Consider the following 16353-nt stretch of genomic DNA (forward strand, 5'->3'; position numbering starts at 1 on the left):
GGCTTCCCGCCGGCGGGCGGCCCGTACGCCTGAGTCACCGTCAGAACCGATCCCCGTGGAAGGACGCCACTCGTGGCTACCTCCGTACGGGCGGCCGCGGACGGCAGTCCGCCCCCCGCGCCGCCCGCCCCCCGACCAGCAGGGCGCCGCAAGGCTCCCAGCGCCTGGCGCAGCAAGCTGTACCGGCTGGACGTGAAGGCGACCCCCTACACGTTCATCGCCCCGTTCTTCCTCACCTTCGCCGCCTTCGGGCTCTTCCCGCTGATCTACACCGGCTGGCTCTCCCTGCACCGGGTGGAGCTGGGTGGCGAGGCGGAGTGGCGCGGTCTGGAGAACTACACCGGGCTCGCCGACAGCGACTTCTTCTGGAACGCGCTGGCCAACACCTTCACCATCGGCGTCATCTCCACCGTGCCGCAGCTGCTGATGGCGCTCGGCCTGGCGCATCTGCTCAACTACAAGCTGCGGGGCCGCGGTTTCTACCGGGTCGCGATCCTCGCGCCGTACGCCACCTCGATCGCCGCCGCGACCCTCGTGTTCGCGCAGTTGTTCAACACCGACTACGGCATGATCAACGGCTTCCTCGGTCTCTTCGGGATCGACCCGGTCAACTGGGAGACCGAGAAGTGGCCGGCGCAGATCGCCATCTCCACCATCGTCACCTGGCGCTGGACCGGCTACAACGCCCTGATCTACCTGGCCGCGATGCAGGCCGTGCCGAACGACCTCTACGAGGCCGCGGCGCTCGACGGCGCCTCCCGCTGGCGGCAGTTCATCAGCGTCACCATTCCGTCGATCCGTCCGACGATCCTCTTCACCATCGTCGTCTCGACGATCGGCGCCACCCAGCTCTTCGGTGAACCGCTGATCTTCGGCGGCAGCCTCGGCATCGGCGGCGGCAGCGCCAACCAGTACCAGACGCTGAGCCTGCTGATGTACGAGAAGGGCTGGGTCACCGGTTCCCTCGGCCAGGCCTCGGCCATCGCCTGGGTGATGCTGCTGCTCCTGCTGCTCGTCGGCGGGGCGCAGGCGCTGGTCTCCCGCAGGAACCGCAAGAAGACGGGGGCCTCCTCATGACGCACGCCCTGACCAAGGTCCCCCCGGCCCCGGCCGCCCGCCGGAGGGCTCCGGGCCCGCGCCGCGGGGGGAAGGCCGGCCGGGCCGGCGGCCAGCACCACGCCGGTCCGCTCACCTACGTCGTGCTCGCGCTGGCGGCGTTCTTCTCGCTGTTCCCGCTGTACTGGAACCTCGTCGCCGCCTCGCACACCGGCGAGCGCGTCGTCCAGGCGCCGTCGCCGCTCCTCCCCGGCGACCAGCTCTTCACCAACCTGGAGATCGCCTGGAACCAGGTCCACATGGGCCAGGCGCTGATCAACACCACCATCGTGGCGGGCACGGTCGCCATGAGCACGGTGCTCTTCGCCACCCTGGCCGGGTTCGCCTTCGCCAAGCTGCGGTTCCGCGGCCGCAACATCCTGCTGGCGGTCGTCATCGCGACGATGACCGTGCCGCCGCAGCTCAGTGTGATCCCGCTCTACCAGATCATCACCGAGCTCGGCTGGGTGGACCAGCTTCAGTCGGTCATCCTGCCCACCCTGGTGGCCGCGTTCGGCGTCTTCTTCATGCGCCAGTTCCTGCTGGAGGCGCTGCCGGTGGAACTCGTCGAGGCGGCCCGGATGGACGGGGCGAACAGCCTGCGCATCATCTGGCACGTCGTGTTCCCCGTCGCCCGGCCGGCGATGGCGGTCCTCGGGATGCTCATCTTCGTCCAGTCGTGGAACGACTTCTTCTGGCCGTTCATCGCGCTGACGCCGGACGGGAACCCGACGCTGCAGGTGGCCCTCGCCGGTCTCGGGGCCGGCAACCACACCGTCAACCACGCGGTCGTCCTGACCGGTGCGCTGATCGCCACGATCCCGCTGCTGGCGGTCTTCGCCCTGCTGGGCAAGCACGTGGTGGGCGGCATCACCGCGGGGGCCGTCAAGAGCTGAGACCCGCGCCGGCCCGCACACCGGAGCGCCGGAGCCCCCGCGGAGCGATGCCGCGCGGTGCTCCGGCGCTGACGTGGTGACGAGGACCCGCCGCGGCGGCGTCCGGCCCCGGCCCGGGGCTCGGCGCCGGCGTCCCGGCACGGCGGCACCGGCCGTGCCGGCCGCACCGTCCCACGCGATTCGGCCCGGCACCCCCCCAGCACCGCCCGGCACCCCCCGGCACCGCCCGGCACCCCCCGGCAGCACCCGGCACCCTCCAGCACCACCCGCCACCGCCCTGCAGCACCCGCCGTCCCCGCCCGGCCCGCGGGACCCCGCTCCGCGCCACCCCGCTCCGCCCGCCCGCCTCCGGCACCACCCCCCACCGGTCCCCGGGCCTCACCTCGCCGTCCGCACCGAGCCCAAGGAGTGCTTCTCCCATGACCGCGCACGACGTCCGGTCCGCCGCCTCGGCCCGCTCCTTCCCGCCGGGCTTCGTGTGGGGGGCGGCCACCGCCGCGTACCAGGTCGAGGGCGCCGCGACGGAGGACGGCCGCACCCCCTCCATCTGGGACACCTTCAGCCACACCCCCGGCAAGGTGTTCCGCGACCACACGGGTGACGTGGCCGCCGACCACTACCACCGGATGCCGGAGGACGTCCGGCTGATGCGCGAACTCGGCATCGGCGCCTACCGGTTCTCCGTCTCCTGGCCCCGGGTCCAGCCCACCGGCCGCGGCCCGGCCGTCCAGCGCGGCCTCGACTTCTACCGGCGGCTCTGCGACGAACTGCTCGCGAACGGCATCCAGCCCGCGGTGACCCTCTACCACTGGGACCTGCCGCAGGACCTGGAGAACGTCGGGGGCTGGCCGCGGCGCGCCACCGCCGAGCGCTTCGGCGACTACGCCGCGATCGTCGCGGAGGCCCTCGGCGACCGGGTCTCCCTGTGGACCACCCTCAACGAGCCCTGGTGCAGCGCCTTCCTCGGCTACGGCTCCGGAACCCACGCCCCGGGCCGCACCGACCCGGTGGCCGCGCTGCGCGCCGCGCACCACCTCAGCCTGGGCCACGGCCGGGCCGCCGCCGTGCTCCGCGAGACCCTGCCGCCCGGCGCCCAGGTCGGCGTCACCCTCAACCCGCACCTGGTCCGGCCGCTGTCCGAGACGCCGGAGGACCTGGAGGCCGTCCGGCGGATCGACGCGGTCGGCAACCGGATCTTCACCGGCCCGATGCTGGCCGGCGCCTACCCGGACGACCTCTTCGCGGACACGGCCCGCCTGACCGACTGGTCCTTCGTACGCGACGGCGATCCGGAGGCGATCCACCAGCCGCTGGACGCGCTGGGCGTCAACTACTACACCTCCCGCGTCGTCTCCGCCGCCCGCCCCGACGGGCGGACCGCGCGCGGCACCGCGCGCGCCGCCTCACCCTGGCCCGGGGCGGACGGCGTCGTCTTCCACCAGCCGTCCGGTGAACGGACCGCCATGGGCTGGCCCGTGGACCCCACCGGCCTCTATCACCTGCTGATGGGCTTCACCGCCGACTTCCCCGGTCTGCCGCTGGTGATCGCCGAGAACGGCGCGGCCTACGACGACCGGCCCGGCCCCGACGGCACGGTGCACGACCCGGAACGCATCGCCTACCTGCACCGTCATCTGGACGCCGTCCTGCGGGCGCTGCGGGACGGCGCCGACGTGCGCGGCTACTTCCTCTGGTCGCTGCTCGACAACTTCGAGTGGACCTACGGCTACGGCAAGCGCGTCGGGGCCATCTACATCGACTACGAGACCCAGACCCGCATTCCGAAGTCCAGCGCCCGCTGGTACGCCGGAGTCGCCCGCACCGGCCGCCTCCCGGACGAGGTCCCCCTTCCGCTCCCCGAGCAGGCGCCCATGCCGTTCCCCGGGCAGAACCCCGCCCCGCTCCCCGAGCGGATCTCCGGGCGGCCGGTCCCGGGGCGGCCCTCCGGGCAGCTCTCCGAGCAGTAGGCCCCGCCACGTTCCGCACGAGCCGCACGAGCCGCAGGTTCCGCACGAGCCGCACGTTCCGCACCAGCCGTGCGCGTTCCGCACGAGCCGAACAGACCGCACGCGTTCCGCACGCCGTGACACGAGTGAGAGGACACCCCTCCCCATGACCGACGCCGGCAGTCCGCAGGACCTTCCGCGTTTCCCCGCGCACTTCCGCTTCGGCGCCGCCACCGCCGCGTACCAGATCGAGGGCGCCCACGACGAGGACGGCCGGGCGCCGTCCATCTGGGACACCTACTGCCGCACCCCCGGCAAGGTCGAGGGCGGCGCCACCGGCGACACCGCCTGCGACCACTACCACCGCCACCGCGAGGACATCGCCCTGCTGCGGGACCTCGGCGTCGACAGCTACCGCTTCTCCATCGCCTGGCCGCGGGTCCGCCCCGGCGGCGACGGGAAGGTCAACACGGCGGGCCTGGACTTCTACGACCGGCTCACCGACCACCTGCTGGAGGCCGGCATCACGCCCTGCGCGACTCTCTACCACTGGGACCTGCCGCAGGCCCTGGAGGACCGCGGCGGCTGGCGGACGCGCGGGACGGCGGAGCTCTTCGCCGAGTACACGGCCGTCGTCGCCGAGCGGCTCGGGGACCGCGTCGGCCGCTGGATGACCCTCAACGAGCCCTACTGCAGCGCCTTCCTCGGCTACGCCCGGGGCCGGCACGCGCCCGGTGCGCGGGAGGGCCGCGGCGCCCTGGCCGCCGCCCACCACCTGCTGGTCGGACACGGCCTGGCGGTACGGGCGCTGCGCGAGGCCGGAGCCCGGGAGGTCGGGATCACGGTCAACCCCGAACTTCTGGTCCCGGAGCGGGACACCCCGGCCGACCACGCCGCGGTGCGGCGCGCCAGGACCGTGCACAACGACATCTGGCTGGACCCGCTGTTCGCCGGGCGCTACCCGCGCCACGAGCACGAGACGTGGGGCGGGCTCGCCGCCGGTCCCGCCTGGCGGCTCGACGGCGACCTGGAGCTCATCGGGCAGCCGCTCGACTTCGCCGGCGTCAACTACTACCGCCCGATGACGGTGCGCGACATCCCGCACACCGAGCCGGACCCCGCCGCGCGCACCGCCGTGGACATCGGCGCCGCCGAACTCTGGCGCGCGGACGTCCGCCGCACGACCATGGGCTGGCCCGTCGTCCCGGAGGCCCTGCGCGACCTCCTCGTACAGCTCACCCGGGAGTACCCGGCCCTGCCGCCCCTCCTCATCACGGAGAACGGCTCCGCGGAGGCCGACGCCGTGGCGGACGACGGCTCCGTCCACGACCCGGACCGGATCGCGTACCTCCACGACCATCTGCGGGTGCTGGCGGACACGATCGCCGCGGGCGTGGATGTCCGCGGCTACTTCGTCTGGTCCCTGCTGGACAACTTCGAGTGGGCCTTCGGCTACGACCGGAGGTTCGGCATCGTCCGGGTCGACTACGACACCCTGAAGCGGACCCCGAAGGACAGCTACCACTGGTACCGGTCGCTCATCGCGGACCACCGCGCCCGGCACGCCGGCGGCCCGGGCGGCACCGGCTGACGGACGCCGCCCGGCGGGCCCCGGCCGGCGACCGGAACATGCCACGTCCCGCCGCGGGTGGCTGCGGCGGGACGTGGACGAGGGGGCGCCCGGACCGGGTCAGGCCGCGCCGCTGCCGTAGGGCGCGTACAGGTCCAGCAGCCGGGTGCGGGCGGCCGTCAGCCGGTGCGCGACGATGCCGGCGACCGCGGTGGACAGGGCCCGCCCCAGCACCGGGTCCTCCTCCATCAGCGCCAGCACCTGAGCCGCGTCGAACTGGTACGCCCGGACGGGGCTGAGCGCCTCCGCGCCGAAGTTCCACCGCCGGGGCGGGACGAGCCAGGACCAGCCGAGGAGGTCGCCGGTCCCGAGCGTCTCCACGGTGGGGGAGCGGCGGCCGGGCACGTGCACGTCCACTGTGACGCTGCCGGACTTGATCAGCCAGAAGCGGTCGGCCGCGCGGCCCTCCTCGAAGATCCGCGTCCCGGCCGGGAAGACGACCTCCCGGGAGAGCTCCATCAGCCTCTCGCGCTGTTCCGGTGTCAGCGCGGCGAGTACGCCGTTCCTGTTGGTCATCATCGCTCCCTTCACGCGTTCCGGTGTCCCCCTCCGATGATCCGCCACCGGGGCCGCCGCCGTACGGGGCCGAAAGTCCCCGAATCGGGGTGCCGTCCCGCCCTGCTGGGGAACAGGGGAGGGTGCGACGGTGGAGCCCGGAGACCGGCGCGGTGGCCGGCAAAGACCGGAGAGGAGACGGTGGACCGATGGAACTGCCCGTGGTCGTGGGGGTCGACGGTTCGGAGGACAGCCTGGCCGCACTGGACTGGGCGGTGGACGAGGCCGCCCGCCACGGGACGGCCCTGAGGATCGTGCACGCCTCCCTCTGGGGCGGGTACGAGGGCACCGAGTCCGCCGCGGGCGCCACCCGTTTCGCCGATCCGCTGCCGGTCGAGAAGATCCTCGGGGCCGCCGAGGAGCGTGCCCGCAAGCGGGCCCCCCGGCTGGTGGTCAGCACCGAGGCCCTGCCCGACGACCCGGCGGCCGCCCTCGTCCGCGAGGGCCGCAACGCCTTCCTCCTGGTCACCGGCAGCCGCGGCCGGGGCGCCATCGGCGGCCTGCTGCTGGGCTCGGTCGGCCTGGCGGTGGCGGCCCGCGCCGACTGCCCGGTGGTCGTGGTCCGCGGTGCCGGGCAGCCGCCGGCCGGTTCCGGCGGGGTCGTGCTCGGCGCGGGCGACGAGACGGACGGCACCACCGCGGCCCGCTTCGCCCTCCGCGAGGCCGAGGCCCGCGGAACCGGGCTGACCGCCGTACGGGCCTGGCGCCGCCCGCACGAGCCGATGCGGCATCCCCTGCTCACCGGGAGCCCCGGCCAGGCGGAGGAGGAACGCGCCGCATGGGTCCTGGAGGAAGTGCTGCGGGAACCGCGGCGCGAGCATCCCGGGGTCGAGGTCACCCACCAGCTCACCGAGGGTCCGGCGCGCAAGGCCCTGCTGGACGCCTCCCGCGGCGCCGGTCTGCTGGTCGTGGGCGCGCGCCGGCGCGAGGGGCACCTCGGTCTCCAGCTCGGTATCGTCAACCACGCCGTGCTGCACCACGCCGCGTGCCCCGTGGCCGTCGTCCCCGAGCGGCGCTGATCCCGCTCCCGCCCGGGCCGGACCGCCGTCCGCCCCGGGCGGCCGTCCGCAGCCGTACCGCACCGGAGAGGGAGCCCTCGTGCACCAGGACCCCGCGACGGACGACCCGGCCCCGTCCCCCGGCCGGGGCCCGGACCCGCGGCGGCCGGCCGGCGCAGCCGTGCCCGCCGTACGGGCCTGGGTCCTGGACACCGACGGGGTGATCACCGACTCCGCCCGGGTGCACGCCGCGGCCTGGAAGACCGCCTTCGACGCCTGCCTGCGCGACCACCCGCCGCCCGACCCCGCCGCCCGCCGCCCCTTCGACCCCGGCGAGGACTACCGCCGCCACGTCGACGGGAGGGCCCGCCTCGACGGAGCCGCCGCCTTTATCGCCTCCCGCGGGCTGCGCCTGCCCGCCGGGGAGCCCGGCGACCCGCCCGGGACCGGTTCGGTGCGGGCCGTCGCCGCCCTCAAGGAACGCCTCTTCACCGAACGCCTCCGGGCCGGCGGCATCGAGGCCTACCCCGGGACCGTCCGGCTGCTGCGCGCCCTGAAGCGGGCCGGTGTGCCCCGCGCCGCCGCCTCCGCCTCCCGGCACGCCGGCGAACTGCTGGAGAGCGCCGGGGTACGGGATCTCTTCGACGTGCTCGTCGACGGCCGCGAGACGGCCCGGCTCGGGCTGCCCGGCAAACCCGACCCCGCGCTGTTCCTGGAAGCGGCCGCCCGGCTCGGCGTGCCGGCCCGGGAGGCCGCCGTCGTCGAGGACGCGCTCGCCGGAGTCGAGGCCGGCCGCCGCGGCGGATTCGGCCTGGTCGTCGGCGTGAACCGGACGGGGGACGAGGGCGCCGCCGGGGAACTGCGCCGGCACGGCGCCGACCGCGTGGTCGGCGACCTCGCCGAACTCCTGTCCGGCTCCGGCTCCGGCTCCGGCTCCGACTCCGGCTCCGGGGCCGCATCCGCACCCGGCTCCGCCCCGGGCCCCGCTCCCGCCTCCGAGACCCCGAAAGGCCCGGCATGAACGACTGGACCTGGCGGTACGAGGGCTACGACCCCGCCCGGGAACGCCTCCGGGAAGCCCTGTGCACACTCGGCAACGGCTACTTCGCCACCCGCGGCGCGGCCCCCGAGTGCACCGCCGACGGCGTGCACTACCCCGGCACCTACGTCGCCGGCTGCTACAACCGGCTCACCTCCACCGTCGCCGGCCGCGAGGTCGAGAACGAGGACATGGTCAACCTGCCGAACTGGCTGCCGCTGCGCTTCCGCGCCCACAGCGACGGCACGGCGGACACCGCCCCGGAGACCGCCTGGTTCTCCCCCGACGCGGAGGGCCTCCTCGGCCACGAGCAGACCCTCGACCTGCGCACCGGCACCCTGACCCGCACCCTCCGCTCCGAGGACGCGGCGGGCCGCCGCCTCCGCGTCGAGCAGACCCGCTTCCTGCACATGGCGGACCCGCACCTCGCCGTGCTGCGCACCGTCCTCGAACCGGAGAACTGGTCGGGTCTCCTGGAGGTCGAGTCCGGGCTCGACGGCGAGGTCACCAACTCCGGTGTGGCCCGCTACCGCGATCTCGCCGGACGCCATCTCACCGACGTCACCACCGGCATCCGGGAACCGGACACCGTCTGGCTGCACTGCCGCACCACCCGCTCCGACATCGGCATCGGCATGGCCGCGCGCACCACCACCACACCCCAGCCCGCCTCCTCCCGGCTGGAACCGGGCACCGCGCACACCCGCCGGCTGCTGCTCCTGCCCGCCGCGCCCGGCCGGCCCGTCACCGTCGACAAGACCGTCGCCCTGCACACCTCCCGCGACCCCGCCATCGGCGACCCGCTCCAGGCCGTCCTCGACCGCGCCACCCACGCGCCCGGCTACCCGGACCTGCTCGCCTCCCACCGCCGGGCCTGGCACGAGCTGTGGGAGCGCGCCGAACTGGACGTCCCCGGCGAGGCCGGGCGCATCCTGCGGTTCCACCTCTTCCACGTCCTGCAGACCCTCTCGCCGCACACCGCGGGACTGGACGTCGGCGTGCCCGCGCGCGGCCTGCACGGCGAGGCGTACCGGGGCCACGTCTTCTGGGACGAGCTGTTCGTGCTGCCGTATCTCAACCTGCACTTCCCGGAGGTGTCCCGCGCCCTGCTGGACTACCGGCACCGGCGGCTGCCGCGCGCCTGCCGCTCCGCGCGCGAGGCCGGCCGGCTCGGGGCCATGTACCCGTGGCAGAGCGCCAGCGACGGCCGCGAGGAGACCCAGGAGGTCCATCTCAACCCGCGGTCCGGCCGCTGGCTGCCCGATCACTCCCGGCTCCAGCACCACGTCGGCTCCGCGGTGGCTTACAACGTCTGGCACTACTGCGAGGCCACCGGCGACACCGGCTATCTGCAGACCAAGGGCGCCGAGACGCTGACGCAGATCGCGCGCTTCTGGGCGAGCGGCGCCGAGTTCGACCCGGCACTGGGCCGCTACCGCATCCGCGGCGTCGTCGGCCCGGACGAATACCACGAGGGCTACCCGGACGCGGACGCGCCGGGCCTCGACGACAACGCGTACACCAACGTCACCGCCGCCTGGGTGCTCACCCGCGCTCTGGAGGTCGTCCGCGCCCTGCCCGAGCCGCGCCGCCGCCAGCTGTTCGAGGAGACCGGGACCGATCCCGGCGAGCCGGACCTCTGGGAGGAGGTGTCCCGGCGGCTGCACGTGCCCTTCCACCGGGGCGTGATCAGCCAGTTCGAGGGCTACGGCGACCTGGCCGAGCTGGACTGGGACGGCTACCGCCGGAAGTACGGCGAGATCCGCCGCCTGGACCGCATCCTGGAGGCCGAGGGCGACAGCGCCAACCGCTACCAGGCCTCCAAGCAGGCCGACGCCCTGATGCTCGGCTACCTCTTCCCGCCCGCCGAACTCGCCGGGATCTTCCGGCACCTGGGCTACGCGCTCGACGACGACACCTGGCGGCGCACCGTCGACTACTACCTGCACCGCACCTCGCACGGCTCGACGCTCAGCGGCCTGGTGCACGGCTGGGTGCTGGCCCGGGTGCGGCGCGCCGACGCGTGGGAGTTCTGCCTGGAGGCGCTGAAGAGCGATGTCGCGGACCTCCAGGGCGGCACGACCGAGGAGGGCATCCACCTCGGCGCCATGGCCGGCACCCTCGACCTGGTGCAGCGCGGCCTGACGGGGATGGACCCGCGCGCCGACGCGCTCGTCCTCGATCCCGCGCCGCTGCCCGAGCTGTCCGAGTACTGCTTCACCGTCCGCTACCACAACCACTGGGGCCTGGCCATGCGGCTGAGCCCCGGCCGGCTCCGCGTGGACGTCCCGGAGTCCGACGAGCCGCCGGTCCGGCTGGTGCTCCCCGACCGGTCCGTCACGCTCCACCCCGGCGAGTCCTGCACGCTGGAGCTGACGGAGCCGTAGGGCCGGGCCGTCCCCGGGCCCGGGCACCGGGCCCCGGGGAGACACAGCCGCGGACCCCGCGGTGCGCAACGGGCCGCGGCGTGGGGAAGACTCGGACCGGACACGCGGCGCGGCACCCGCCGGCGCGGCGGATGCCCGGAGCACCGAAAGATCTGCCCGTACTCAGCACACGGAGGTAACTCCCATGCCCCGACCCGTCGTCGCCGGCCTGGACGGCACCCGGGCCAGCTTCGCGGCCACCGACTGGGCGGCCCGGGAGGCACTCCGCCGCGAGCTGCCGATGACCCTGGTCCACGCCTGGAGCTGGGAGCCGGTCGATCTGCCCGTCACCCAGGACCAGGAGGCCCAGCGCGAGGCGGCGCGGCGGATGCTGCACGAGGCCGCGGCCGGGCTGCGGGAGCGGTACCCGGACCTGGACCTGACCGTCGAACAGCCCCCGGCGCCCGCCGTCGCGGCCCTCCTGGAGCACGGCGAGCACGCCGCGATGACGGTGCTCGGCACCCGCGGCTACGGCCGTCTGCTCGGCTTCCTGCTGGGCTCGGTCGGCCTCCAGGTGCTGGGCCGGGCCACGGCCCCGGTGGTGATGGTGCGGGCGGCCGAGGACGAGAGCGGCGGGCCGGAGCGGCCGGCGCGGGACGAGGTCGTGGCCGGCCTGCACCAGTTGACGGCGAGCGGCGAACCCGTGTTCGCCTTCGCCTTCGCGCACGCGGCCGCGCACGGCATGCGGCTCCGCGCCGTACGGGCCTGGAGCCTGCCCACGGTCTTCAACTACAGCCCGGCGGCCATGAAGCTCGCCGACGAGTCCGGCGGCATCGAGGCGCACGAGAAGAAGATGCTGCACGACGCCCTGAAGCCCTGGCGGGAGCGGTACCCGGAGGTGGAGGTCGTCGAGCACGTGGACATCGGCGCCGCGGCGGAGGTACTGCTGACCGCCTCGGCCCGGGCCGGCCTCATGGTCGTCGGCCGCCGCGCGGCCCCGGGCCGCGGCCACCATCTGGGACCGGTGGCGCACGCGACGCTGCACCACGCCGACTGCCCGGTCGCGGTGGTCCCGCACGACTGACGCGGGCTGACGCGACGGCACGGCTCCGGCCCGCGGCCTCACCCCCCGGCGGGCCGGAGCCGGACGGGGCGCCTCAGGGCAGCGGGGTGCCGCCCGTCGCGTTGAGGATCTCCGCCGTGATGAAGCTCGCCTCCTGCGAGGCGAGGAAGACGAACGCCGGGGCCATCTCCGCCGGCTGGGCCGGCCGGCCCAGCGGGGCCTTGGCCCCGAACTCCTCCGTGTCCGGCATCGTGGAGGGGATCAGCGGGGTCCAGACCGGTCCGGGGGCCACCGCGTTGACGCGGACGCCGCGGTCCGCGAGGTACTGGGCCAGCCCGTGCGTGAAGGTGACGATGGCGCCCTTGGTGGCCGCGTAGTCCAGCAGGTGCGGGCTCGCCTTGTAGGCCTGCACGGACGTGGTGTTGATGATGCTGCCGCCCTCCGGGATGTGCGGCAGAGCCATCTTCGAGAGCCAGAACATGCCGTACAGGTTGGTGCGCATGGTCCGGTCGAACTGCTCGGTGGTGATGCCCTCGATGCTCTCCGGCTGCGCCATCTGGAAGGCCGCGTTGTTCACCAGGACGTCGATCCGCCCGAACTCCCCGACCGCGCGGTCCACCAGCGCACGGCAGTTGGCCTCCTCCCGGATGTCGCAGGAGACGGGGACCGCCCGCCGTCCCGCGTCCTCGACGAGCCGCGCGGTCTCCCGGGCGTCCTTCTCCTCTTCCTCCAGATGGGTGAACAGGACGTCGGCGCCCTCGCGGGCGAACGCCAGCGCGACGGCCCGCCCGATGCCCGAGTCGCCGCCGGTGACGACCGTGCGGCGGCCCTCCAGCCTGCCGCTGCCCCGGTAGGACGACTCGCCGTGGTCGGGCTCCGGCCGCATCTCCTCCGGGTGACCGGGGTGCGGCTGGTCCTGCTGGGGGAACTCCGGCCGCGGGTGCCGCGTCACGGGATTCTGCTGGTTGTCGCTCATCCAAGCCGCCCTGTTTCTCGCGCGTACGGGTGCGCATCGGGTGCCCTGCCGACCGCCGGGAAAACCGCACCGCCACCCGCACGGGCGGCGTACGCGCGGTGGTGCGCTCCATGGGCGAGGCTGCGGAGGGCGCGCGGAGGCGGCGGAGGCCGCGAGGAATATGCCGCGCGGCTGAACGCGCCGCCGTCCCCACCCGTAAGAGAGGAGCAGGCGGGCTGGCCGCCGCACGGGCTGAGGAGGTTCCCCTCGCATGACCGCGCATCGCACGGCTGTGCCGGCCGTACTCGCCGGTGCCGCCGCCCTGCTGCTCCCCGGCCTGACCGCGGCCCCGGCCGCCGCCCACGGGGCGCCGACCGGCCCGCTCAGCCGGGCCGCCGCCTGCGGGCCGGAGGGCGGTCCGTACGCCCGCTCCGCCGCCTGCCGCGCCGCCGTCGCCGCCAACATGGGGCAGCCGCTGGGCGCCTGGGACAACCTGCGCCGGGCGGACACCGGCGGCAGGGAACGCGAACGCCGGGTCATCCCGGACGGCCGGCTGTGCAGCGCGGGCCTCGACGCCCACCGCGGCCTGGACACCCCGCGCACCGACTGGCCGGTCACGGAACTGGCCGCCGGCTCCGGGCTCGCCCTCGGTTACGCGGGGACGATCCCGCACCCCGGCACCTTCGACCTGTACCTCACCCGGCCCGGCTACGACCCGTCGAAACCCCTGACCTGGTCGGACCTGGACGCCAAGCCCTTCGCGTCCGTCACCGGCCCGGAGCTCCGGGACGGCTCCTACCGCATCCGGGGGCGCCTCCCCGCCGACCGCACCGGGCGCCATCTGCTCTACACGGTCTGGCGGACCACGGACTCCTCGGACACCTACTACTCCTGCTCCGACCTCCTCCTCGTCCCGGCCGGGACGGCGGGCGGGTCCGGCGCCGGAAGCGGCGGCGCGGAGGAGGAACCCGCCCGGGGCCGGGGCGACAGCGGCGCCGGGGCGGCCGGCGGCCCGTCCGGGACGTCCCGCGCCCCGGAGCCCTCCGGCCGGGACGCCGCCGGGACCGCGGAGCCGTCCCGGGACGGGAAACCGGCCGGAGACAAGGCCGCCGCGGAGGACACCGCGGGAGGATCCCCGGACCGTGCGGCCGCCGGCGCCGGGGAGGACGCCCCGCGCCCGGACCCGCGGACCGTCGCCTACTCCCTCCCCGGCGGCTCCTGGGCGCTGCCGGCGGGCGTCGCGGCGGTCCTCGCGGGCGGCGCCGCCATGGTCACGCTGCTTCTCCGCCGTCGGCGTCCCTGATCTCTCCCCACCGGGTCGGGCCGCTGCCCGCCCCGGGGCCGGAAGGCGCCGGCCCGCCGATCCACCGCCGCCGCGGACGCGTCCGCGGCGCACCGAACCGACAAGGAGTTCCCCGCCGTGTCCCAACCGCTCGATACCGGCGTGCTGCGCAGCACCGCGCACAGCCCGTCCTGGGCCATGCTCAACCGCCTTTCGGGGAACGACACCTCCGGCGGCGCGGCCGGGGCCGTGCGGCAGCCGGCCGCGGCCGAGGGGTCCGGGAGAGTGGCGGCGCCGGCGCCGCCGCAGGCGACGCCGCTGAACCCGGTGGCCCCGTACGGCAACGGGGCGGCCCCGCAACCGCCGGGCGGCACCCAGCAGCGGCTGGACTTCTGCATCCCCTGCAACCCCTACTTCCCCACGCCGCACATGTTCGGGCGGCTGCGGGACTCCCTGGAGACGATCCTCAAGTACTACCCGAGCGACGCCGACACCGTCACCGCCGAACTCTGCACCGTCCTCGGGCTGAACCCGCAGACCGTCGCCATGGGCAACGGCTCCACCGAGCTGATCACCTGGATCGACCATCTGCTGGTCAAGGAGAGCCTGGCCATCCCCATCCCCACCTTCGGCCGCTGGACGGACCAGCCGCTGGAAACCGGCAAGCGGGTGGACATGTTCCCGCTGCGGGAGGAGCAGGACTTCGCGCTGGACCTCCAGGAGTACGTGCGGTTCATCCGGCGGCGCGGCTCCCGCGTGGCGGTGGTGTGCAACCCCAACAACCCCGACGGCGGCTATCTCCGCCGCAGCCAGATCGTCTGGCTGCTGGACGAACTCGCCGATCTCGACCTGGTGGTGATCGACGAGTCGTTCATCGACTTCGTCGACGCCGAACGCGCCCCGTCCGTCGCCGACGAGGCCACCATCCGGCCCAATGTGGTCGTCCTCAAGAGCCTCGGGAAGAACTTCGGCCTGCACGGCATCCGCTTCGGCTACTGTGTCGCCAACCCGGCCCTGGCCGCGACCATCCGGGACGCGCTGCCGAAGTGGAACCTCAACGCCTTCGCCGAGACCGTGGTCTTCATGCTCAAGGAGTACGGTGCCGAGTACCAGCAGAGCCTGGCCATGCTGGCGAGCGACCGCGCCACCATGGCGATGGCCCTGGCCGCGCTGCCCGAGCTGGTGGTCTTCCTCTCCCAGGGCAACTTCCTGCTGGTCAAGCTGCCGAACGGGGTGGACGGAGTCGCCCTGCGGGACCGGCTGCTGACCGAGCACGGCCTCTACGTCCGCGAGTGCGGCAACAAGCTCGGCAGCAGCAGCCGCTTCCTCCGCCTGGTCGTCAGGCCGTACGCGGACGTGGAGAGACTCGTCGCGGCCCTGCGCACCTGCCTCTACGGAACCCGGCCGTCGCCGCAGCAGGCGCCGCAGCCGCAACGGCAGCCGTCGCAGCCGCAGCCGCAGCCCCAGCCGCAGCCGCAGCCCCAGCAGCAGGTGCTGGCGGCACTCCCCGTGGGAGCGGCCGTCTCCTGATGCGGCGGCGTGTGACGGAAACGGGTGGGCGGGGCGGGATCGGGTGGCGCGAGCGGACGACCGGGCGGGCAGCGACCGGGGGCACGGGCGGGCGGGGCACACCCGCGAGGACCCGTCACCGGCAGGCACCGGCACGGTGGTTCGTGAGAATGTTGGGGCACAGCGATACGACCGGCCCAGGAGGCGGCAGGATGGCGCTATCGGCCCGAGAGGTGCTGGACGAGGCGGTGCGGGAACTGGCTCCCGACTCCGGGGGCAACCGCTTCGTCGCCCGCGTCGCGGAGGGCACCGCGCCCCCGGAGACGATCGGGGTCTTCGCCCTCGAACAGCGGCACATCATCGGCTCCGACCGCCGCGGCTTCCTCCACCTGGCGGACCGTGCCGCCACCGAGCCGGCCGTGGAGGCGTTCTTCACCGGTCTGGCCCAGGGCGAGACCCTGGCCCTGGACCGCCTCTCGGAGCTGGAGGCGGCCTGCGGCCTCGACGCGGACACCGTGCGTGACTACGAACCCCTGGCCGGCTGCCAGACCTACCCGGCCTATGTCTCCTGGCTCGCGCTCAACGCCGAACCGGTCGAGGCCGTCATCGCCGTCACCGCCAACTTCGCGGCCTGGGGCAACTACTGCGCCGAGCTGAGCAGAGGGCTGCGCCGGCACTACGGATTCACGGACGCGGCCTGCGGCTTCGTCGACTTCTTCGCCACCCCCGCGCCGGAGGTCACCGAGCAGGCGCTGGACGCCGTGCAGTCGGGCCTGGACTCCGGGCGGCGCTTCGGGCGGCGGGCGGTGCACCACTACGGGCGGCTCCTGCAGACCTATGAACTCATGTTCTGGGACACGCTCGCCGAACAGCCCGGGGCCCACCGCCCGCAGGATCCCCGCCCGAACACCGGCCGCGCCGGCGGCTGAAGGGCGCCCGCCGGGAGAAGCGTGCCGAACGGGGCGGCGCCGAACGGGGCGGCGCCGAACGGGGCGAACGGGGCGAACGGGGCCGCGCCT

The 16353-nt window shown here is 74.6% G+C and carries 13 protein-coding genes; 11 read left to right on the top strand and 2 right to left on the bottom strand.

The window, feature by feature from the left end:
• Nucleotides 1–72 precede the first annotated feature (72 nt).
• The 4 genes from KBZ10_RS20530 to KBZ10_RS20545 all read left to right on the top strand — a co-directional run bounded on the left by KBZ10_RS20530 (nucleotide 73) and on the right by KBZ10_RS20545 (nucleotide 5528).
• Nucleotides 73–1077, top strand: coding sequence for a carbohydrate ABC transporter permease (locus KBZ10_RS20530; protein ID WP_210989144.1), 1005 nt, complete (start codon nucleotides 73–75; stop codon nucleotides 1075–1077).
• Complete coding sequence (locus tag KBZ10_RS20535) at nucleotides 1074–1991, top strand: carbohydrate ABC transporter permease (RefSeq protein ID WP_210989145.1); 918 nt, start codon at nucleotides 1074–1076, stop codon at nucleotides 1989–1991. Before KBZ10_RS20530 ends, KBZ10_RS20535 begins: the two co-directional genes overlap by 4 nt.
• Before the next feature lie 419 nt (nucleotides 1992–2410).
• The gene (locus KBZ10_RS20540) at nucleotides 2411–3958 is read left to right on the top strand and encodes a GH1 family beta-glucosidase (protein WP_210989146.1); all 1548 of its coding nucleotides are present in this window, start codon (nucleotides 2411–2413) and stop codon (nucleotides 3956–3958) included.
• Between the two features lie 145 nt (nucleotides 3959–4103).
• On the top strand, nucleotides 4104–5528 hold the full coding sequence (locus KBZ10_RS20545) for a GH1 family beta-glucosidase (protein ID WP_210989147.1): 1425 nt from the start codon (nucleotides 4104–4106) through the stop codon (nucleotides 5526–5528).
• Between the two features lie 99 nt (nucleotides 5529–5627).
• Here the strand turns inward: KBZ10_RS20545 and KBZ10_RS20550 are convergent, their stop codons facing one another.
• The gene (locus KBZ10_RS20550) at nucleotides 5628–6083 is read right to left on the bottom strand and encodes a Crp/Fnr family transcriptional regulator (protein WP_210989148.1); all 456 of its coding nucleotides are present in this window, start codon (nucleotides 6081–6083) and stop codon (nucleotides 5628–5630) included.
• Nucleotides 6084–6271: 188 nt separating this feature from the next.
• On the opposite strand from KBZ10_RS20550, the gene KBZ10_RS20555 reads away from it, so the two are divergent.
• The 4 genes from KBZ10_RS20555 (at nucleotide 6272) to KBZ10_RS20570 (ending at nucleotide 11609) form a co-directional block, all read left to right on the top strand.
• Nucleotides 6272–7141: a universal stress protein gene (locus tag KBZ10_RS20555; protein WP_210989149.1), complete on the top strand. Its 870-nt coding sequence runs from the start codon at nucleotides 6272–6274 to the stop codon at nucleotides 7139–7141.
• A gap of 160 nt (nucleotides 7142–7301) precedes the next feature.
• Entirely contained in the window at nucleotides 7302–8141 is an 840-nt protein-coding gene (locus tag KBZ10_RS20560) for an HAD-IA family hydrolase (protein ID WP_307847530.1), read from the top strand.
• Complete coding sequence (locus tag KBZ10_RS20565) at nucleotides 8138–10546, top strand: glycoside hydrolase family 65 protein (protein WP_210989151.1); 2409 nt, start codon at nucleotides 8138–8140, stop codon at nucleotides 10544–10546. The genes KBZ10_RS20560 and KBZ10_RS20565 overlap by 4 nt, the downstream gene beginning before the upstream one ends.
• 184 nt (nucleotides 10547–10730) lie before the next feature.
• A complete protein-coding gene (locus tag KBZ10_RS20570; RefSeq protein WP_210989152.1) occupies nucleotides 10731–11609 on the top strand; it encodes a universal stress protein in 879 nt (292 codons plus the stop codon).
• Nucleotides 11610–11682: 73 nt separating this feature from the next.
• Here the strand turns inward: KBZ10_RS20570 and KBZ10_RS20575 are convergent, their stop codons facing one another.
• Nucleotides 11683–12564 carry an SDR family oxidoreductase gene (locus KBZ10_RS20575; protein ID WP_210989153.1) on the bottom strand — a complete coding sequence of 294 codons (882 nt, stop codon included), beginning with the start codon at nucleotides 12562–12564 and terminating at the stop codon, nucleotides 11683–11685.
• A gap of 250 nt (nucleotides 12565–12814) precedes the next feature.
• Here KBZ10_RS20575 and KBZ10_RS20580 point away from each other — a divergent pair, with 250 nt between their 5' ends.
• The 3 genes from KBZ10_RS20580 to KBZ10_RS20590 all read left to right on the top strand — a co-directional run bounded on the left by KBZ10_RS20580 (nucleotide 12815) and on the right by KBZ10_RS20590 (nucleotide 16263).
• Nucleotides 12815–13846, top strand: coding sequence for a lytic polysaccharide monooxygenase (locus KBZ10_RS20580; RefSeq protein ID WP_210989154.1), 1032 nt, complete (start codon nucleotides 12815–12817; stop codon nucleotides 13844–13846).
• A 117-nt stretch (nucleotides 13847–13963) separates the two neighbouring features.
• A complete protein-coding gene (locus KBZ10_RS20585; protein ID WP_307847527.1) occupies nucleotides 13964–15355 on the top strand; it encodes a histidinol-phosphate transaminase in 1392 nt (463 codons plus the stop codon).
• A gap of 191 nt (nucleotides 15356–15546) precedes the next feature.
• Entirely contained in the window at nucleotides 15547–16263 is a 717-nt protein-coding gene (locus tag KBZ10_RS20590) for a transcriptional regulator (protein WP_210989155.1), read from the top strand.
• Nucleotides 16264–16353 lie beyond the last annotated feature (90 nt).

This window comes from Streptomyces sp. F63 (assembly GCF_018070345.1).
In the GTDB taxonomy this organism is placed as follows: domain Bacteria; phylum Actinomycetota; class Actinomycetes; order Streptomycetales; family Streptomycetaceae; genus Streptomyces.